The organism is Bradyrhizobium sp. HKCCYLRH3059 (genome assembly GCF_051168035.1).
Lineage (GTDB): Bacteria > Pseudomonadota > Alphaproteobacteria > Rhizobiales > Xanthobacteraceae > Bradyrhizobium.
The window spans coordinates 367328-385383 of record NZ_JBNPUF010000001.1; the positions used below are offsets into that span (position 1 = coordinate 367328).

Annotated in this window: 19 protein-coding genes and 1 tRNA gene; 13 read left to right on the top strand and 7 right to left on the bottom strand. The window is 65.7% G+C overall.

The features are described from left to right. Positions 1–83 precede the first annotated feature (83 nt). Together pncB and ACQR13_RS01715 are read left to right on the top strand one after the other, a co-directional pair. On the top strand, positions 84–1388 hold the full coding sequence (pncB, locus tag ACQR13_RS01710; RefSeq protein ID WP_315715858.1) for a nicotinate phosphoribosyltransferase: 1305 nt from the start codon (positions 84–86) through the stop codon (positions 1386–1388). A gap of 113 nt (positions 1389–1501) precedes the next feature. After that, positions 1502–2935, top strand: coding sequence for a caspase family protein (locus ACQR13_RS01715; protein WP_434862528.1), 1434 nt, complete (start codon positions 1502–1504; stop codon positions 2933–2935). Positions 2936–2972: 37 nt separating this feature from the next. Here ACQR13_RS01715 and ACQR13_RS01720 read toward each other — a convergent pair. Further along, a tRNA-Gly gene (locus ACQR13_RS01720) sits at positions 2973–3047 on the bottom strand. A 288-nt stretch (positions 3048–3335) separates the two neighbouring features. Here ACQR13_RS01720 and trxA point away from each other — a divergent pair. Continuing rightward, the gene (gene trxA, locus ACQR13_RS01725) at positions 3336–4256 is read left to right on the top strand and encodes a thioredoxin (protein ID WP_315715856.1); all 921 of its coding nucleotides are present in this window, start codon (positions 3336–3338) and stop codon (positions 4254–4256) included. Between the two features lie 48 nt (positions 4257–4304). Then, positions 4305–4979 (top strand): LON peptidase substrate-binding domain-containing protein, encoded by a 675-nt coding sequence (locus ACQR13_RS01730; protein WP_315715855.1) that lies wholly within the window; start codon positions 4305–4307, stop codon positions 4977–4979. Here ACQR13_RS01730 and ACQR13_RS01735 read toward each other — a convergent pair whose 3' ends face one another. The 3 genes from ACQR13_RS01735 to ACQR13_RS01745 form a co-directional block, all read right to left on the bottom strand. After that, complete coding sequence (locus ACQR13_RS01735; protein WP_315750577.1) at positions 4980–5810, bottom strand: FTR1 family iron permease; 831 nt, start codon at positions 5808–5810, stop codon at positions 4980–4982. Positions 5811–5821: 11 nt separating this feature from the next. Next, positions 5822–6118 (bottom strand): cupredoxin domain-containing protein, encoded by a 297-nt coding sequence (locus tag ACQR13_RS01740; RefSeq protein WP_315715853.1) that lies wholly within the window; start codon positions 6116–6118, stop codon positions 5822–5824. Between the two features lie 348 nt (positions 6119–6466). Then, complete coding sequence (locus ACQR13_RS01745; RefSeq protein ID WP_316169970.1) at positions 6467–6817, bottom strand: hypothetical protein; 351 nt, start codon at positions 6815–6817, stop codon at positions 6467–6469. Between the two features lie 89 nt (positions 6818–6906). Here ACQR13_RS01745 and ACQR13_RS01750 point away from each other — a divergent pair, with 89 nt between their 5' ends. From ACQR13_RS01750 to ACQR13_RS01760, 3 genes are read left to right on the top strand one after another with little or no spacing between them, the layout of a single operon-like run. Further along, positions 6907–7449 carry a TetR/AcrR family transcriptional regulator gene (locus tag ACQR13_RS01750; RefSeq protein ID WP_315715851.1) on the top strand — a complete coding sequence of 181 codons (543 nt, stop codon included), beginning with the start codon at positions 6907–6909 and terminating at the stop codon, positions 7447–7449. Between the two features lie 56 nt (positions 7450–7505). Continuing rightward, positions 7506–7703 (top strand): Trm112 family protein, encoded by a 198-nt coding sequence (locus ACQR13_RS01755; RefSeq protein ID WP_006613415.1) that lies wholly within the window; start codon positions 7506–7508, stop codon positions 7701–7703. A 3-nt stretch (positions 7704–7706) separates the two neighbouring features. After that, positions 7707–8636, top strand: coding sequence for an alpha/beta hydrolase (locus ACQR13_RS01760; RefSeq protein WP_434862529.1), 930 nt, complete (start codon positions 7707–7709; stop codon positions 8634–8636). Positions 8637–8722: 86 nt separating this feature from the next. Here ACQR13_RS01760 and ACQR13_RS01765 read toward each other — a convergent pair whose 3' ends face one another. Beyond that, positions 8723–9943 (bottom strand): ubiquinone biosynthesis hydroxylase, encoded by a 1221-nt coding sequence (locus ACQR13_RS01765; RefSeq protein WP_315750573.1) that lies wholly within the window; start codon positions 9941–9943, stop codon positions 8723–8725. Between the two features lie 155 nt (positions 9944–10098). Here ACQR13_RS01765 and tesB point away from each other — a divergent pair, with 155 nt between their 5' ends. Then, positions 10099–10974 (top strand): acyl-CoA thioesterase II, encoded by an 876-nt coding sequence (gene tesB, locus ACQR13_RS01770; RefSeq protein WP_315715848.1) that lies wholly within the window; start codon positions 10099–10101, stop codon positions 10972–10974. A 5-nt stretch (positions 10975–10979) separates the two neighbouring features. Here the strand turns inward: tesB and ACQR13_RS01775 are convergent, their stop codons facing one another. Further along, positions 10980–11855 carry a DUF4339 domain-containing protein gene (locus ACQR13_RS01775; RefSeq protein ID WP_434862530.1) on the bottom strand — a complete coding sequence of 292 codons (876 nt, stop codon included), beginning with the start codon at positions 11853–11855 and terminating at the stop codon, positions 10980–10982. 208 nt (positions 11856–12063) lie between these two features. Between ACQR13_RS01775 and ACQR13_RS01780 the strand changes: the two genes are divergently transcribed. From ACQR13_RS01780 to ACQR13_RS01800, 5 genes are all read left to right on the top strand, one after another. Then, positions 12064–12402 (top strand): P-II family nitrogen regulator, encoded by a 339-nt coding sequence (locus ACQR13_RS01780; RefSeq protein WP_172112996.1) that lies wholly within the window; start codon positions 12064–12066, stop codon positions 12400–12402. 90 nt (positions 12403–12492) lie between these two features. Further along, entirely contained in the window at positions 12493–13803 is a 1311-nt protein-coding gene (locus ACQR13_RS01785) for an ammonium transporter (protein WP_315715846.1), read from the top strand. A 332-nt stretch (positions 13804–14135) separates the two neighbouring features. Beyond that, the gene (locus ACQR13_RS01790; protein ID WP_006611147.1) at positions 14136–14474 is read left to right on the top strand and encodes a P-II family nitrogen regulator; all 339 of its coding nucleotides are present in this window, start codon (positions 14136–14138) and stop codon (positions 14472–14474) included. 39 nt (positions 14475–14513) lie between these two features. Then, complete coding sequence (locus ACQR13_RS01795; RefSeq protein WP_315715845.1) at positions 14514–16016, top strand: ammonium transporter; 1503 nt, start codon at positions 14514–14516, stop codon at positions 16014–16016. 1024 nt (positions 16017–17040) lie between these two features. Further along, complete coding sequence (locus ACQR13_RS01800; protein ID WP_315729398.1) at positions 17041–17544, top strand: DUF2059 domain-containing protein; 504 nt, start codon at positions 17041–17043, stop codon at positions 17542–17544. 227 nt (positions 17545–17771) lie between these two features. Here ACQR13_RS01800 and ACQR13_RS01805 read toward each other — a convergent pair whose 3' ends face one another. Then, positions 17772–17987, bottom strand: coding sequence for a dodecin family protein (locus ACQR13_RS01805; RefSeq protein ID WP_042340486.1), 216 nt, complete (start codon positions 17985–17987; stop codon positions 17772–17774). Between the last annotated feature and the right edge of the window lie 69 nt (positions 17988–18056).

Genomic DNA, 18056 nt, shown 5'->3' on the forward strand with positions numbered 1-18056 from the left:
CGAGCAAGGATGCCGCCGCGCCACGAGGGCCTCCTCCGACAAGCCCAGTGGCGGGTTTGCGGCCAGCGCTGTAAAACGGTCACATGACAATCACAGACATCGCGAGCAGAACCTATAATCACGGTTGGCGCCTCGACCCGATCGTGCGCAGCCTGCTCGACACCGACTTTTACAAGTTGTTGATGCTGCAGATGATTCGGGAGTTCTACCCGAGTCAGCAGGTGACATTCTCGGTCATCAACCGGACCCGGCGGGTGCGGCTCGGCGACGTCATCGACGAGGGCGAATTGCGCGCCCAGCTCGACCACGCCCGCACCATCCGCTTCGCCAAGAAGGAGCTGATCTGGCTGGCCGGCAACACCTTCTACGGCAAGACCCACATGTTCTCGCCGGAGTTCATCGCCTGGCTCGCCAATTTCCGCCTGCCCGAATACGAGCTGCGCAAGTCCGACGGCCAGTACGAGCTGCATTTCCACGGGCCCTGGACCCACACCACGATGTGGGAGATCCCGGCGCTCGCGATCGTCAACGAGCTGCGCTCGCGCCAGGCCATGAAGGGCCAGGGCCGGTTCGCGCTCGACGTGCTGTTCGCCCGCGCCAAGGCCAAGCTGTGGGCCAAGGTGGAGCGGCTGCGCAAGCTCGAGGGGCTGCGGCTGTCGGATTTCGGCACCCGCCGCCGCCACGGCTTCCTGTGGCAGCGCTGGTGCGTCGAGGCCGTCAAGGAAGGTCTCGGCCCGTCGTTCACCGGCACCTCCAACGTGCTGCTGGCGATGGACAACGACCTCGAGGCCATCGGCACCAACGCGCATGAGCTGCCGATGGTGGCAGCGGCGCTCGCCAAGGACGATGACGAGCTGCGCTTCGCGCCCTATCGCATTCTCGACCAGTGGCGGCAGACCTACGCAGGCAACCTGCTGATCGCGCTGCCCGACGCATTCGGCACCAAGGCCTTCCTGCGCGACGCACCCGACTGGGTCGCCGACTGGACCGGCTTCCGTCCCGACAGCGCGCCACCGATCCAGGCCGGCGAGGAGATCATCGCCTGGTGGAAATCGAAGGGGCGCGATCCCAAGCAGAAGCTGCTCGTGTTCTCCGACGCGATGGACGTCGAATCGATCGAGCAGATCCATCATCGGTTCTCCGACCAGGTGCGGCTGTCGTTCGGCTGGGGCACCAACCTGACCAACGATTTCGTCGGCTGCTCGCCGGACGGCTCGGTCGACCTCGATCCGATCTCGCTGGTCTGCAAGGTGACGTCGGCAGACGGGCACCCCGCCGTGAAGCTGTCCGACAACCCGGAGAAGGCGACCGGCGATCCCGCCGAGATCGCCCGTTATCTCCGCGTGTTCGGCGATGCCGGCCGGGTGCGCACGCCGGTGGTGGTCTAGGTCGCCGACAGCCCACGGCAATTTCTCTTTCCTGCCACGATTCTTGTTCCTGCTTTGTTCGAAATGCGGTAAAATCGTCGCACGAGCAGATCGGGTGACAGGAGATCGTTGGCATGCGTCGGGTGATCGGCCGAGTTGGACAGCTGCTGTCTGCAACCATCCTTGTCGTCGGCGCGATCCTGATCTCGACCGGGCCCGCTGCCGCCGACAAGCGGGTGGCGCTGGTGATCGGCAACGCCATCCACGAGCACGCACCGCTGCTGGACGAGCCGGCGGCGGATGCCCGGCTGATCGCCGACAGCCTGTCGCGGCTCGGCTTCACCCTGAGCGGCGGTGCCGCGCAGATCGACCTCGACAGGCGAAGCTTCGATCGCGCGCTTGCCGAGTTCAAGGGCCGGATCGCCGACGCCGACGTCGCGCTGATCTATTATGCCGGCTATGGGCTCAACCTGGGCGGCGCCGATTATCTCGTCCCGGTCGACGCGGCGCCGGCGAAAGCTGCGGATCTCAGCACCGAACTGCGCGACCTGACTGCGATTCTGCGCGAGCTGGGCGGATCGGGCCCCCGGCAGAACGTGATCATTCTCGACGCCTTCCGCTCCAATCCGTTCGCCGGGCGCGGCATCGCCGGTCTTGCCGCCGGCCTCGTCCCGGTCGACGTTTCCGCACGGACCGTGATCTCCTTTGCCGCACAGGCCGGGACGGCGGGACAGCGCGGCCCGGACGGTCACGGCGTGTTCGCCGCCGCCCTTGCAGAGGCGCTGCAGCAGCCAGGCCAACGCCTGATCGAGACCTTCAACCAGACCAATGCGGCGGTGGAGCGTGCCACGGGCGGAGCGCAGCAGCCGCTCGTGATGTTCACGTCGATCGACGGCGGCGCTCAACTGAGCGCCGCTGCGGCGAAGCCAGCGCAGCCCGCTGGCCCCGCCGCCGCCCGGAGCAGCGCTCCCGTTTCGAGCCCGACCGCATCGTCCGACGCGGCAGATGCGCGGACGCCCGGACTTGCCGTGCTGTATGATGAGGATCTCTCCGACCCCAAGGGTAAGCGCTATTCCGGCTCGGTCACCTGGCGGACGGAGACGGTCAAGAACGCACAATCGGGACGGCCCACGCCGGTGATCCGTGGCGAGATCGACATTCCCGAGCGCAAACTGAAGGTCAGCCTGCAGTTGCGCCGCAACGACGATCCCAGCCTGCCGGCCAGCCATGTCGCCGAGCTCACATTCAGGCCCGCTGCCGATTTCGTCGGTGGCGGCATCAGCAGCGTCCCAGGAATGCTGATGAAGGCGGATGAGAATTCGCGCGGGACGCCGCTTGCCGGGCTTTCCGTCAAGATCACCGAAGATTCGTTCCTGGTGGGCTTGTCCAACGTCGAGGCCGATCGCGCGCGCAACGAGGAGCTGCTCGCACGGCGCGAATGGTTCGACATCCCGGTCGTCTATGCGAACCAGCGCCGCGGCATCCTCGCAATCGGCAAAGGTCCCAGTGGAGATCGGGTATTCGCCGACGCGCTCGCGGCCTGGGACAAATCCCCGCCGACGAAATGATGAGGCATAAGGCGAGAGGGGAACGGAGCGGAATTTTTGGAGCGGGCGAAGGGGTTCGAACCCTCGACCCCGACCTTGGCAAGGTCGTGCTCTACCACTGAGCTACACCCGCATCCGTGACGCCTTGGCGGCGTGGCCGCCAGCGACGGGCAGACCTATGCCAAATGCCGCGGACGAATGCAACAGGTCTGCGACAGGTTTCGTACGCCGACGACGTTCAAATTTTTGCGGTCGGGGCCGGCCGAACCGGGCCCAAACCTGCCCATCACCGGGCCGCGATGGGCGCTGATTGAAATTTCCAGCTGGACCGCCACTTAAAGTGAGAGAAAACGTGTATTGAGGCGCGGCGGCGGCCGGTTCCCGGTCGCCGTCCATCGGAATTTTTCGGACGAGGGACCCCGTGACCATTGTTGAGCAGGGCGGCGGACCGGCGCCGCAGGTGCCGGATCTGATCAAGGACACCACGACGCAGAGCTTCGTGAAGGACGTCATCGAGGAATCGAAGCGGCAGCCGGTCCTCATCGACTTCTGGGCGCCGTGGTGCGGACCGTGCAAGCAGCTGACGCCCATCCTGGAAAAAGCCGTCAAGGCCGCCAAGGGCAAGGTCAAGCTGGTCAAGATGAACATCGACGAGCATCCGGCCATTCCCGGCCAGATGGGAATCCAGTCGATTCCGGCCGTGATCGCGTTCGTCGGCGGACGACCCGCCGATGGCTTCATGGGTGCGGTGCCCGAGAGCCAGGTCGCCGCCTTCATCGAAAAGATCACCAAGGGCGTTCCCGGCGCCGGCGAGCCCGACATCGCCGAAATCCTCAAGGAAGCCGAAGCGGTTCTCGCTGAAGGCGATGCGGCCGGCGCGGCTGAGATCTATGCCGAGGTGCTCGCGATCGATGCCGCCAACATCCCCGCGATCGCCGGGCTTGCGAAGTGCCAGGTCGAGCTCGGCGCGATCAACGAGGCCAAGCAGACGCTTGCGATGGTCCCGGACTCCAAGCGCAGCGATTCGGCGGTCTCCGCCGTGCAGGCCGCGATCGATCTGGCAGAGCAGGCCCAGTCGCTCGGGCCGGTCGGCGAGCTCGAACAGAAGGTCGCCGCCAATCCGCTCGACCACCAGGCGCGTTTTGACCTGGCGACCGCACTGAACGCCGCGGGCAAGCGGAAGGAAGCCACCGACCAGCTGCTCGAGATCGTGAAGCGTGACCGCAAATGGAACGAAGACGGCGCGCGTAAGCAGCTCGTGCAGTTCTTCGAAGCCTGGGGCGGCGCCGACGAGGCCACCATCGAGGGCCGCAAGCGGCTGTCGACGATCCTGTTTTCGTAACCCGGCTGGACGGGACGCGCGCTCGTTCCAGCGGACACGAGGTATCGCATGCCGATCAATGCCGAATATCGCGGTCCCGCCGAGCTGCCGGAGATCGTTCCGGTGTTTCCGTTGGCGGGAGCCTTGCTGCTGCCGCGCGGCCAAATGCCGCTCAACATCTTCGAGCCGCGTTATCTCGCGATGGTCGACGATGCGCTTCGTGACGGCCATCGGCTCATCGGCATGATCCAGCCCGACGTCACGCACTCCTCCAGCGAGGAGCGCCCGGTGCTGTTCAAGGTCGGCTGCGTCGGCCGGATCACGCAGCTCGCCGAGTCCGGCGATGGCCGCTACATCCTTGAGCTCACCGGCGTGTCCCGTTTCAAGGTGGTCGAGGAAATGACGGTGCTCACGCCCTATCGGCAGTGCAAGGTCGATTATTTCCCGTTCGTCGATGATTTCACGGCGCGCAAGGGTGAAGACGCGGTGGACCGCGAAGCGCTGCTCGCGGTTCTCACCGACTTCCTCAAGGCGAACAATCTCAAGGTCGACTGGGCCGGCATCGAAGCGGCGCCGAACGAAGCGCTCGTGAACGCGCTGGCGATGATGTCGCCCTATGGTCCGGCGGAGAAGCAGGCGATGCTCGAGGCGCCGGACCTGAAGACCCGCGCCGAAATCCTCATCGCCGTGACCGAGATGGATCTCGCCAAGAAGCGGACCTCGGGCGATCCGCCGCTGCAATGATCACTCGGCGGGAGCCGCGCGCGGCGCTGGCGGGGCCGCCGTCAGGCGCATCAGTGCGATGGTGGTGACGATCACCCCGATGTAGACTGCGAGCTGCATCGCGGTAGGCTGATCCGTATAGCCGATCAGAGCCTTGAGCGTCCGCCCGGCGACGCCACGCTCGGGCAGAACCGCGCTCGAATCCCACACCACATGGTCGAACGTTGTCAGCCAGTTGGCGCGGGCGAGAAAGAACACCGCCTGCGCGGCCATTCCCGCCGACAGCAGGGTGATCAGCACGGTGGTGGTCTTGAACAGCGCGCGCGGCGGGATGCGCATCAGGCCGAGATAGGTCGCGAGACAGACGGCAACGCCGAGCAGCAGGCCAAGGACGCCGCCACCGAGTAGCGCCCGCCCGCTGCCGTCGCCGGAGGCCGCCACCCCATAGAGAAACAGCGCGACCTCGCTGCCCTCGCGCAACACGGCGATGGCGATCACGGTCGCCAGCGCGACCAGCGGCTTGGCGCCGTCTGCCACCGCTTGGCCCATCGTCCGCAGCTCGGTGCTCATCTCGCGGCCGTGCCGGGCCATCCAGACATTGTGCCAGGTCAGCATGATCACGGCAGCCGACAGGATCCCCGCATTGAACAATTCCTGCCCCATGCCTTCAAAGAGCTGCGTCAACGTTCCCGCGAACGCCGCGACGATGCATGCGCCGACCAGACCGGCAAACAGCCCCGCGCCGATCCAGCGCAGGCGATGCGGAACCGCGCTGGTGACGGCAAGCACGATACCGACGATCAGGCCGGCTTCGAACACTTCGCGGAAGACGATGATCAGGGCGGCGAGCATGGGATCTGGACCTATTGGACGTTGACGAAGCCGCGGGCCTTTTCGTTGAAGTCATTATAGAACTCGTAGCGCCCGGACTTCATGGCGCGGACGTTGAGCACCGCCTCGCTGTTGGCCGCGATCACCTTCTCGACCTTCAGGGTCTCGCTCTCGAACTCGATGGCCTTGCCCTCCATGTTCCGGACGCGGATGGTCAGCGGCGCGTCCGCGGGAACGGTCGGCTCCTTGGGCTCGAATTGACCGTTGGCATAGGTGAGGCAGATCTCGCTCGATCCCCCGGCGTGCGCCTGCGCTGCCATCAACAGCATGCCGACGCTTCCACCTACGACGACCAACTTCCGCACCACGTCGACCAACATCGATCCGTCCCCTCTCCTATCCAGACAAGCAAATCGGAGAACGGTTGTGCGCCCGGATCGATGTCGACGCCGGGCACCCGTTCGCGACGACGAACAGCTAAGCGGCTCGTCGCCGTGTCTGCAAAGAGACTCCTTCTAAGTTGGAACCATTCTTGGCGAATGTGTCGTGGCAGTGGCCTCGCGGTGAACGGAGTGCGGCCGAACAGCAGTTGAGGCGACGCGGCGGTTACGGAGCGTCGCGATGCCTTCCTCTCGCCGGGTACGTGGCGGCGCTGCGGTGGACCGGGATTCGCCGCGTCAGTAGCCGGCGATGGCGAGACTGACTACGCCGGCGAGCATGACCCAGCCGAAATGCCGCCCGCGCGTCGCGAGCGCATTGGCGCCTGCGGCGAAAGCGAACACGACGATGACCGTGGTCACCGTCCAATGCCGCGCCGACTCCGACGTCATTTGCGGGGCGACGGCGAGCAGCACGCCACAGCCGATCCACGCCACCGTGCCAGTCTGCCAGACCAGCCGCAGCAGGGTTCGCAGCCGCTCCGGCGAGATGGTGGCACGCGCGAAAACCGTCGTCTCGCCGAGCACGCCGTGGATCACGGCGACGGTGATCGCCATCAGCCCCGCGGTCACGAGCAGCGCATCGCGCATGGCACGCCTCCATACAGTTATGTATGGACAATGCACGAAGCCCTGGCGGTCGTCAATACAGCTGTGTATGGTCGTCTCATGGTGACGACATGACCGATCAGCTCTCGGCCGACGATTGGCTGACACAGGGATTGAAGGTGCTGGCCAGCCGGGGCTTCACCGCGCTGAAGGCGGAGCCGCTGGCGAAAGCCTTGGGCGTGTCGCGCGGCAGCTTCTACTGGCATTTCGCCGATGTGGCCGGGTTTCACGCGGCCCTCCTCAAGAAGTGGCGGGAGATTGCGGCCGAGCAGATCATCACCGGGGTGGAGGCGAACGCCGGCGACCAGCCGGCCATTGCCGTGCTCCTCCGCCGCGCGTTCAACGTCAAGCTCACCCTGGAGCGCGCCGTGCGCAACTGGGCCGGATCCGACCCCGCCGCGCGGCAGGCTGTCCAAGCCATCGACAGGCGCCGGCTGGGCTATGTCGAGAGCCTGCTTGCAGCCGAGGGACTAGTGCCGGCGATCGCGCGCGCACGCGCCCAGGTGCTGTACTGGACCTTCCTCGGCCACGCGCTGTCGGATCGGCCGTTGCCGGCCGAGCAACTGGACGCGGTCATCGACGAGCTGATCCGGATCGCCCGGCACATGCCTTGAAGCACGACAAGCGAGCGGACGTTATGCTACAGAGGCGCCCGCCGGAGACCCTTGCCATGAACGCCCCGCTCGAACGCCCCGCCAATTCCGTCGATCCCAAGCTGCTCGAGATCCTGGTCTGCCCGATGACCAAGGGCCCGCTGGAATACGACGCGGCGAAACAGGAGCTGGTCTCGCGGTCGGCGAAGCTCGCCTACCCGATCCGCGATGGCATCCCGATCATGCTGCCCGAGGAAGCGCGGAAGATCGACTGACCGATGCGGCCCGTCGTGATCCGCTGTGCGCTCGCCGTGGCGCTGATGGCCCTCGCTTCGGGGGTCTCGGCCGAGGAGAGCGCCGTCCGCATTGGCGCACTCGACGCCGTCCTGACGACGCCAGCGGGTGTCGAGCGCCCGCCGGTGGCGCTGCTGATCGCCGGCTCCGGGTCGACGGACCGGGATGGCAATGGGCCGCAGCTCAAGCCGGCGACCTTGAAGAAGCTCGCCGAGCAGCTCGCCACCCAAGGCATCGCCAGCCTGCGCTACGACAAGCGCGGCGCACGCGGCTGGAAGGCGGAGTTCGGCAAGCCGGAGGACTTCCGCTTCAAGGACTACGTCGACGACGCCGCCGCGCTGGTCGACTTCCTGCACGGCAAGTTCGCCCGCATCGTTCTCGTCGGCCACAGCGAGGGCGGCCTGGTCGCCATCCTCACCGCCCGCCGCACCCCGGTCGACCGCCTCGTGCTGCTCACCACATCGGCGCGGCGGCAGGGCGACCTGTTGAAGGCGCAGCTCGAGAAGAAGCTGCCGGCCGCGAAGATGGAGCCGGTCGCCAAGGCGATCGACGCCATCATGGCCGGGCAGGTCGTGGACCCGCCACCGCCCGAGCTGCCGGTCGCACCGAGCATGCAGCCCAGCATCGGCTCCGCCTTTGCCGAGGACCCGATCGATCCACTGAAGCAGCTCACGATCCCGATTCTGATCGTCGGCGGCGCCCGCGACCACCAGATCGCACGCCTCGACATGGTCGCGCTCGCCGCCGCCGCACCGGCCGCCAAGTCGCTGTGGCTGCCGGAGATGAACCACGTCCTGGTCGACGTCGCCAACGAGGACGAGAACCTCGCCTCCTACAACGACCCCGACCGTCCGCTCGACCCCGACATGGTCGAGGCCGTCGCCGGCTTCATCGCCGCCGCAGGCCCGCGCTGAGCTCTTTGTTCGAGCATGATCTCCGCGCAAACGCCTTCGGCGCTTGTCGCGAGGGAAGACCGGTTCCCGTTTTTCCGGATCATGCTCTACAGCGCCTCACCCTTCAGCAGCCGTGGCATCTCTCCGGTGAGGCCCGCGGCCTGCTTGATGAACAGCTCCTTCAACGGCGGCGCGCGATCGACGATGCCAAGGCCGATGTCGCGCACGGCCCGCAGCAGCGTCGACTTGTTCGAGAACAGGAAGTTCAGCGAATTGGTGGCAACGCCCATCGCCATCGTGTCGAAGCGGCGCCAGCGCTGGTAGCGTTCGAGGACATCGACCTGCCCCGGATCGATCCCCATTCTTGCCGCATCGACCACGACCTCGGCCAGTGCGGCGACGTCCTTCAGCCCCATGTTGAGCCCCTGCCCCGCGATGGGGTGGATCACATGGGCGGCGTCGCCGACCAGCGCCAGCCGCGGCGCGATGAACGAGCGGGCGACGAAGTAGGACAGCGGAAAAGCGCGCGGCTGGTCGAGCACCTTCAACTCGCCGAGATGCAGACCCGCGCGCTTCTCCAGCTCGGCATGGAATTCATCCGCGCTGAGCGCGACGAGGCGCTTCGCCTCGGCGCGCCGCTCGGTCCACACCAGCGAGGAGCGCTTGCCGGTCAGCGGCAAGATCGCGAATGGTCCGGGCGGAAGAAAATGCTCCTCGGCGCGGCCGCCATGGTCGCGTTCATGACCGATGGTCGCGACGATGCCGGACTGGTCATAGTCCCAGCCATGGGTCTGGATGCCCGCGCGCTCGCGCAGCTTCGAACGTGCGCCGTCAGCGGCCACCAGCAGGCTCGCCTCGAGCTGGCTGCCGTCGCCCAGAGTCACCGCGATGCCGTCGGCCCGCGCCACGAAGCCGGTCACCGGCATCGCCTTGAGCTCGACGCCTGCGGCCTCCGCATGCCGCACCAGCGCATCGATCAAGAGCCGGTTCTCGACCATGTGCGCGAACGGCTCGCCGGCCTCGACCTGGCCCGCAAACGTCAGGAACGACGGGCGGGTCGCGTCCTCGAGCTTGGAATCGGTAATGACCATGTCGAGGATCGGCTGCGCCTGCGGCGCCACGTCCGCCCAGACCCCGATCGCATCGAACAGCTTGCGGCACGCCGCGACGATGGCGCTGGCGCGTGGATCGCGGCTCGGCCGGTTGGCGAGCGCCGGATCGGCCACGATCACCGGCACTTCGGGACCGAGCCCCTGCCGAAGCGCGAGCGCGAGCGCCAGGCCGGCAAAGGCCCCGCCACAAATGACAATGCTTCGCTGTGTCGTCATGCCACCCTGCTCACAGTTACTCTTGCGGGAGGATTATAGCTGGGCGAAACAGGGGCGTGAACCAAGGGCTGCCACCCGAGGCCATCAATTCCGGATGCCTGATCCCGCGAGAACGGGACCGGAGCGGCCGGCCGAGCCAGCGAAAGCACGACGCCATGTCCAAGGGACTGATCGACCTGATCTCGATCCTCGATCTCGAGCCGATCGAGGTGAACCTGTTCCGCGGCAACAGCCCGAAGACGAGCTGGCAGCGCGTGTTCGGCGGCCAGGTGATCGGCCAGGCGATGATGGCGGCGTGCCGCACCGTCGAGGGCCGGCTGCCGCATTCGCTGCACTGCTACTTCATCCTCCCCGGCGACCCGCAGGTGCCGATCATCTACCAGGTCGAGCGTCTGCGCGACGGCAAGAGCTATGCGACGCGGCGCGTCACCGCGATCCAGCACGGCAATGCGATCTTCTCGATCATGGTGTCGTTCCACAGCGACGAGGAGAGCGCGTTCAACCACCAGGACAAGATGCCGGACGTACCGCCGCCGGAGAAGCTGACGGCGGAGGAGATCTCCAAGCAGCCGATGTTTCAGGAGGTCTTCCAAAGGATGCCGGACTTCATCCGCCGCTACTACGAATCCGACCGGCCGATCGAGCTGCGCCCCGTCGAACTGAACCGGTACTTCGGCCAGAAGATCGAGGATGGCCGCATCAACGTCTGGATCAAGACGGCGGCGAAGCTGCCCGATGATCCGGCGCTGCACATGTGCGCGCTGGCCTATGCCTCGGACTTCTCACTGCTCGACGCGGTCATGGCGCGCTATGGCCGCACCTTGTTCGACAAGCGCATGATGCCGGCCTCGCTGGATCATGCGATGTGGTTTCACCGGCCGTTCCGCGCCGACGAATGGCTGCTCTATGCGCAGGATTCGCCGAGCGCGCAGGGCGGCCGCGGGCTCACCCGCGGCTCGATCTTCAAGCCCGACGGCACGCTGGTCGCCTCCGTCGCGCAGGAGGGCTCGATCCGCGAGCGCCGCGCCTAGCCGCATCACATCGGCTGTGCCGTCCGCGGGACGACCGCGAATTGCGACACGTACCAGGCGCTGTACCAGCGCAGCAGCCACGGGATCGGAATGATCACCGAGCAGCCGAGCACGAACGCGAAGGTGCGCCACAACACCTGCAGGCCCGAGCCGGTGAACACGACCTCGCGCCGCGTCCCCTGGATGTTGCGGCAGACCCAGCGCATCCAGGCGGTCAGCACCCAGGCCCAGCCGATGACGGTGATGCCCGACACGATCATCAGCAGGTACCAGCCGGCATAGACGACGGGGCTGCCTTCGAAATGGATCGGCAACCGCTCGCCATTCGAAGCGAGGTTGCTCAGCAGCCAGCGCAGCACCATCCAGCCCAGGAACGCCGGGGCAACCAGCGAGATCAGGTTGAGGATCGGCCGGTCGCTGAGGCCGACATAGGCCAGCACGCCCATCGCGATGAAGACGTACCAGATGTCGAGCGGCTGGCCGGTGAAGGTGAGGTTCGGCCGGCCGGGCACCCTGATACGCTCGATCACGTAGCGGTAGAGATAGACAGCGGTCCAGGGCGTGATCACCACCAGGAACTGGCCGACGACATACAGCAGTGTCCAGCCGAGATAGGACCAGGTGTCCAGCTTGACCGAGAGCGCGCCGCCCGACGCAGGCACGCCGGCCTCGAACGCGGGCGGGACGCCGGGGGAGATGCTCGGCACGCCCGACATCAGGCCGGGAATGCGCCCGGCCTTCTCCCAGCCGGCCATGCCGTCGCTCCACAGCAGCGTCTCGGCCGTGACGACACCCCGGGCGATCAGGTCGCGCAGTTCGTCTTCCGAAATGGGGCCCTGTTGCTGGCCTTGCGCCGCGTAATACCAGGAACGATTCGACATGGGATGTCCTTGAATGTGGGATGGCAGGAAAACGTCTTCAGTCTGTCGGGCGATGTCGCGTTCCGTTCAGTGATATCCGTCACTCCTTGACGTTTTCGCTTAACGCTGCGCTGATTTTGTGCCATTTGCCTAGGAACAGGCCAAAATGGCCATCCCAAGCCTGCCTCCGAAACAGGCTGCTCCTACCTGAGGAAACCAGGGCCCGCCCATGAAGCTCGTCGTCGCGATCATCAAACCCTTCAAGCTCGACGAGGTGCGCCAAGCCCTCACCGCGATCGGCGTCCACGGCATGACCGTCACCGAGGTCAAGGGCTACGGTCGCCAGAAGGGCCATACCGAGATCTACCGGGGCGCCGAATATATCGTGAACTTCCTGCCCAAGCTGCGCATCGAGATCGCGGTCAACTCGGACATCGCCGAGAAGGCGGTCGAGGTGATCACGACGCACGCGCGCACCGGCCAGATCGGCGACGGCAAGATCTTCGTGACGCCGATCGATCATGCCCGCCGCATCCGCACCGGCGAAACCGACACCGACGCACTCTAAGCCCGTCAAGCAGCCGCAACGGCTGCACGCCCGCCGCAACGGCGCGGCGGACTGCAAAATCCTAACATCTGACATGCCGGGGGGACTGTCATGGAGACCAGCGCGTCTCGTAGCCTGCGCGCGTCTGCAGCATTGGCTGCAGCGGGAGCGATTGCCTTCACCACGCCAGCAGCGGCCGCAGCGCCGTCCACGATCGAACCGGCCGACACCGCCTGGATGATCGTCGCCACCGCTTTGGTGCTGATGATGACCATTCCGGGTCTGGCGCTGTTCTACTCGGGCATGGTGCGCAAGAAGAACGTACTGGCGACGATGGCGCAGAGCCTCGCAGCCGTGATGCTGATCTCGATCCTGTGGGTCGCATTCGGCTACTCGCTGGCCTTCGTCGGCGACGGCACCTGGATCGGCTCGCTCGACCGCGCCTTCCTCGCCGGCATGGGCATGGACAGCGTCCATCCCGGCGCCAAGACGATCCCCGAGTCGCTGTTCATGCTGTACCAGATGACGTTCGCGATCATCACGGTGGCGCTGGTGGCGGGCTCGGTCGCCGACCGCATGCGCTTCTCCGCCTACCTCCTGTTCAGCATCGCATGGTTCATCTTCGTCTATGTGCCACTGGCGCATTGGATCTGGGGCGGCGGCTTTCTCGCTCAGGCCGGCGTGGTCGACTTCGCCGGCGGTCTCGTCGTGCATCTCTCCGCGGGCACCGCGGGATTGGTCGCCGCGCTGGTGATGGGACGCCGCCAGGGCTACGGCAGTGAGAACCTCTCGCCGTTCGACCTGTCGCTCGCGGTGGTCGGCACCGGCCTGCTCTGGGTCGGCTGGTTCGGCTTCAATGGCGGCTCGGCGCTCGGGGCGAATGCGCATGCGGTGATGGCGATCCTGACGACGCATCTGGCCGCCTGCGCCGGCGCCGTCACCTGGGGCGCGCTGGAATGGTCGACGCGGCGCAAGCCGTCTGTGCTCGGCATGATCTCGGGCGCGGTGGCCGGCCTCGGCACCATCACGCCCGCGTCCGGCTTCGTCGCCCCCTGGCATGGGCTGGTGATCGGCGCGCTCGCCGGTATCATCTGCTACTGGGCCTGCACCTCGCTGAAGCACCGCTTCAACTATGACGATTCGCTCGACGTGTTCGGCGTCCACGGCGTCGGCGGCCTCACCGGCACCGTGCTGGCCGGCGTGTTCGCGACCGCCGCGATCGGCGGCACGGCGGGGCTGATCGAGGGCAACCCGAAGCAGCTTGCGGCCCAGCTCTACGGCGTCGCCGTCACCCTGGTGTGGTCGGGCGGCGTCACCTGGGGGCTCCTGAAGCTGGTCAGCGCCTTCGTGCCGCTGCGGGTGTCGCGTGAGCACGAGCTGGAAGGACTCGACATCTCCCAGCATGGCGAGGCGCTGCAATAGCTGCAGCAATTGACGCCAATTGACCTGTTCGGCGCCGCAGGATTCTGCCCGCGCGCTGAGCAGCATTGTGTCTTGAGCCTGACATGCGCAACTTTTGCGCATACCTGCCCATTCCTTGAGCGCGACGGAATAGCGCAGCCCCTGCTGCCCCTCCCGAGGGGTGAAAAGGTCAGGATTCACCGCTCGTTAGCCCTGACCAGCCGTCTGGCACGGCATTTGATTCTATCGCTCCCGGCTGTGCCCGCGTCGTGAAGATTTCTCCGCGTGGTGAACCTCAGTCGACAGGAAGCGCTCGGTAACGTCCGTGCCGGGCCCAAGCGGGGATAGGACCCATGAAAATTGTTATGGCGATCATTAAGCCATTCAAGCTCGAAGAAGTCCGGGACGCCCTGACCGCCATCGGCGTTCATGGTCTCACGGTGACGGAAGTGAAGGGGTACGGCCGTCAGAAAGGTCATACGGAAATCTACCGCGGCGCCGAATATGCGGTGAGCTTCCTGCCCAAGATCAAGATCGAGGTCGCGATCCCCTCCGACCAGGTCGACAAGACCATCGATGCGATCAGCTCGGCCGCCAAGACCGGCCAGATCGGCGACGGCAAGATCTTCGTCATCAGCCTCGACCACGCCGTGCGTATCCGCACCGGCGAAGCGGACGCTGCGGCCCTTTGATTTCGCGCTCAAACCAGAACACTTACGGAGTACAATAAAATGACGTTCAAGCGTCCAACCAGCGCGGGATGGGTTACGCTCGCAATTGCAGGGCTCTGCGTCGCAGGCCTCGTCGATGTGGCGTTCGCCGAGGACGCGCCTGCCGCCGCTGCCGCAGCCGCCCCGGTTCCCAACAAGGGCGACGTCGCCTGGATGCTCGTGTCCAGCGCGCTCGTCCTGATGATGTCCATCCCCGGCCTCGCGCTGTTCTATGGCGGCCTCGTCCGCACCAAGAACATGGCCTCGGTCCTCACCCAGGTGTTCGCCATCGTCGCCATGGTCGGCGTGGTCTGGACGCTCTACGGCTACTCGCTCGCCTTCACCGACGGCGGCAGCATGACCTCGTGGGTGGGCGGCTTCTCCAAGGCCTTCCTGCACGGCGTCGACGCCAACTCGACCGTTCCGACCTTCTCGAACGGCGTGGTGATCCCGGAGCTGGCCTACTTCGTGTTCCAGATGACCTTCGCGATGATCACCCCGGCCCTGATCGTCGGCGCCTTCGCCGAACGCATCAAGTTCTCGGCGGTGATGCTGTTCATCCTGCTCTGGGTGACCTTCATCTACTTCCCGATCGCGCACTGGGTCTGGTACATCGCCGCTCCCGATGACGTCGCTGCTGCTGCCAAGGCTCTCGCTGCCGCTGGCGACGCTGCCGCCAAGACCGCCGCCCAGGCCAAGCTCGACGAAGTCACCGGTGCTGTCGGCTGGCTCGCCGGCGCCGGCGCTCTCGACTTCGCGGGCGGCACCGTCGTTCACATCAACGCCGGCATTGCCGGTCTGGTGGGCGCGGTTCTGATCGGCAAGCGCACCGGCTACGGCAAGGAGCTGATGGCTCCGCACTCGCTGACCATGACCATGATCGGCGCCGCGCTGCTGTGGGTCGGCTGGTTCGGCTTCAATGCCGGCTCCAACCTGGAATCGAACGGCGTCACCGCCCTGGCCTTCGTCAACACCATGGTCGCGACCGCCGGTGCGGCGCTGTCCTGGCTGCTGTGCGAATGGGCCGTCAAGGGCAAGCCGTCGCTGCTCGGCATCTGCTCGGGCGCGGTCGCCGGTCTCGTCGCCGTTACCCCGGCCTCCGGTTATGCCGGTCCGATCGGCGCGCTGGTGCTCGGCCTGATCGTCTCCCCGGTCTGCCTGTTCTTCGTCTCCACCGTGAAGAACGCGCTGGGCTATGACGACGCGCTCGACGTGTTCGGCGTGCACTGCATCGGCGGCATCATCGGCGCTCTGGCCACCGGCATCCTGGTCAACCCGGCCCTGGGTGGCGTCGGCATCACCGACTACACCAACATCACCGGCAACAACGCCGGCACCTACGACTTCGCCACGCAGATGCTGGCGCAGATCAAGGCTGTCGTCGCCACGCTGGTATGGTCGGGTGTCGGCTCGGCGATCCTCTACAAGGTCGTCGACGTGATCATCGGCCTGCGCCCGACCGTGGAGCAGGAGCGCGAGGGTCTCGACATCACCGACCACGGCGAGCGCGCCTACAACTACTGAGTTCTCCCGGGACTTGGTCGTACGCGACCAGGTCCGCAACTTCGGTTCGGGCAAATACCCGGCAATGCCCTGACCGTTGAGGGGCTCCAGCGCAAGCTGGGGCCCCTTTCTTTTTGTTTGGATCGTGAGGGCCGAGCGCGCGCCAAATAGCCGATGTCGTCCCTGCGAACGCAGGGACCCATACCGCGTGATGTTTGTAAGAGGCAGGCGGCGAGTCCCGTGCAAAACAACTGAACCCTGTGGTTATGGGTCCCTGCGTTCGCAGGGACGACGGCGGAGGTTGGCGTTGGCAGCGTTGCCTTCGAGACAGAGTTGAATACGTGCGTGTTCACCCCGCGACGCATCCGCGCCCGAGCTGTGCTGAAACTATCGCCCTCCTCAAACAGAGGGCGCAGGGAAGGCCGGGCGCTGGCCGCGCCCGTGGCCCGCCAGCGAAAGAAAATGCTGGCGGCAGGCACCACAGGTCTGGCCGAACACACCCGGCCCTCCCTGCGCGATTGGTTTTAACGGCTGCTTCGCGTTCTCCCTGGTGCGCCGGGCTGTCTGGCCACCATCACGAGCGCGACACGCTGAGGGTATCGGCACCCGCTTGATATCAGCGTCGGGATATCAGGACCGCGCGACTTGACCGTGCGTGCATCGCCGTTCGTCCGCGCGATCAGCTCACGCTGCGTCGACCCACGCCCATCGCATCCCACTGCCAACGATCCGTGACGGTCGCGAAACGTCCCTCATGCGGCAGCAGGGACGTGCGGAAATGTGCAGGTGATTTGCCCGACGGTGCAATGCCGACAGCGTGCGACAAACTAACACGACGGGCAACTCGCGCATGTCGGGAATGCGGAAACTGCCCGACGGGCAACAGAGCAGGCTTTGATCCGCACAATAGCGCGGGGATGCCAATCCGGTTGCAGCGGCAGAAAACACAGCTTAGCGGTACTGTTCGCTGGCTCCGGCTGATCTTAAGAATTGGAACCCGGCCGTAACAGCGATCGCCGCTGCAGCCGGCACATGGGGGATCAGGATGAAGCATCGCTGTCGGTACGTAGTCGTCGCCTCCGCCATTTGGCTCACCGCCGCAACGCCGCCATCGGCAAGAGCCCAAGCGACATCACAGGAGTCCTTGGCGGCCGCGAAAGAGCTGGTCTCCGTGATGCATATGAATGACCAGGCGACAGCCCTGTTGCCGATCATTCTGAAGAACCTGAGACCGACGATCGTCCAGGGGCGCGCCGAGGTCGCTCTGCAATATGATGCGTTGATCCCGAAGTTCACCCAGGCCTTTCAGGGCAGGGTTTCCGAATTCTCGGATGCGATCGCGGTCGTCTATGCCAGGAACTTCTCGGCGGACGACCTCAGGACCATGGCTGAGTTCTACAGGACCCCGACAGGTCAACGAGTCCTGCAGAAGCTGCCGTCCGTCACCCAGGAGTCGAGCATTGCCGGGCAGAAATTTGGTCAAGCTCTCGGCGAAGAGATCAGGAAGCAGATGGTCGATGAACTGAGGAAGAAAGGTCTCGATCTTTGATCCGAACTCCCGATCGTCATGCAGCGGCGCTGCCCTGCGACATAACCGGCGCGACGGGCAATTTCCGTATGACAGGCTTGTGGTCCGTCCCGCCTCGCCATCCCCGGGAAGCCGAACCGAGACGTCCACGGTCATGCCCCCGATGCCGGGCACGACACCGGATTGCAGGCTCAAACCTTGCCGCGGGCCGATAGTCCGGCGAACGACAACGCAAGTCGATGGTCAGCTCATGCGCCTTCGAACTTGAACGACACGTTGAGCTTGGCTCGATAGGCTTCCACCTTCCCCTTCGCGTCGAGCTGCATATCGAGCTGGACCACTTCTGCGACACGCAGGTCTCGGAGTGTCTTCGCCGCCTGCTCGACGGCGTTGGTAGCTGCCCTTTCCCAAGATTCGCTGCTGGTACCGATCAGCTCGATGACTTTGTAGACGCTGTCAGACATGTCGGTCTCCTGTTCGGTATGGAGCAGGAAGCAGGTGCTCCCTGCCACAACTGAACGTAGCATCATCGC

Coding starts and splice junctions, on each gene's coding strand:
- pncB (WP_315715858.1), top strand. CDS start 84: ATGACAATCACAGACATCGCGAGCAGAACCTATAATCACGGTTGGCGC.
- ACQR13_RS01715 (WP_434862528.1), top strand. CDS start 1,502: ATGCGTCGGGTGATCGGCCGAGTTGGACAGCTGCTGTCTGCAACCATC.
- ACQR13_RS01730 (WP_315715855.1), top strand. CDS start 4,305: ATGCCGATCAATGCCGAATATCGCGGTCCCGCCGAGCTGCCGGAGATC.
- ACQR13_RS01735 (WP_315750577.1), bottom strand. CDS start 5,810: ATGCTCGCCGCCCTGATCATCGTCTTCCGCGAAGTGTTCGAAGCCGGC.
- ACQR13_RS01740 (WP_315715853.1), bottom strand. CDS start 6,118: ATGCTGTTGATGGCAGCGCAGGCGCACGCCGGGGGATCGAGCGAGATC.
- ACQR13_RS01745 (WP_316169970.1), bottom strand. CDS start 6,817: ATGCGCGATGCGCTGCTCGTGACCGCGGGGCTGATGGCGATCACCGTC.
- ACQR13_RS01750 (WP_315715851.1), top strand. CDS start 6,907: ATGACCGATCAGCTCTCGGCCGACGATTGGCTGACACAGGGATTGAAG.
- ACQR13_RS01755 (WP_006613415.1), top strand. CDS start 7,506: ATGAACGCCCCGCTCGAACGCCCCGCCAATTCCGTCGATCCCAAGCTG.
- ACQR13_RS01760 (WP_434862529.1), top strand. CDS start 7,707: ATGCGGCCCGTCGTGATCCGCTGTGCGCTCGCCGTGGCGCTGATGGCC.
- ACQR13_RS01765 (WP_315750573.1), bottom strand. CDS start 9,943: ATGACGACACAGCGAAGCATTGTCATTTGTGGCGGGGCCTTTGCCGGC.
- tesB (WP_315715848.1), top strand. CDS start 10,099: ATGTCCAAGGGACTGATCGACCTGATCTCGATCCTCGATCTCGAGCCG.
- ACQR13_RS01775 (WP_434862530.1), bottom strand. CDS start 11,855: ATGTCGAATCGTTCCTGGTATTACGCGGCGCAAGGCCAGCAACAGGGC.
- ACQR13_RS01780 (WP_172112996.1), top strand. CDS start 12,064: ATGAAGCTCGTCGTCGCGATCATCAAACCCTTCAAGCTCGACGAGGTG.
- ACQR13_RS01785 (WP_315715846.1), top strand. CDS start 12,493: ATGGAGACCAGCGCGTCTCGTAGCCTGCGCGCGTCTGCAGCATTGGCT.
- ACQR13_RS01790 (WP_006611147.1), top strand. CDS start 14,136: ATGAAAATTGTTATGGCGATCATTAAGCCATTCAAGCTCGAAGAAGTC.
- ACQR13_RS01795 (WP_315715845.1), top strand. CDS start 14,514: ATGACGTTCAAGCGTCCAACCAGCGCGGGATGGGTTACGCTCGCAATT.
- ACQR13_RS01800 (WP_315729398.1), top strand. CDS start 17,041: ATGAAGCATCGCTGTCGGTACGTAGTCGTCGCCTCCGCCATTTGGCTC.
- ACQR13_RS01805 (WP_042340486.1), bottom strand. CDS start 17,987: ATGTCTGACAGCGTCTACAAAGTCATCGAGCTGATCGGTACCAGCAGC.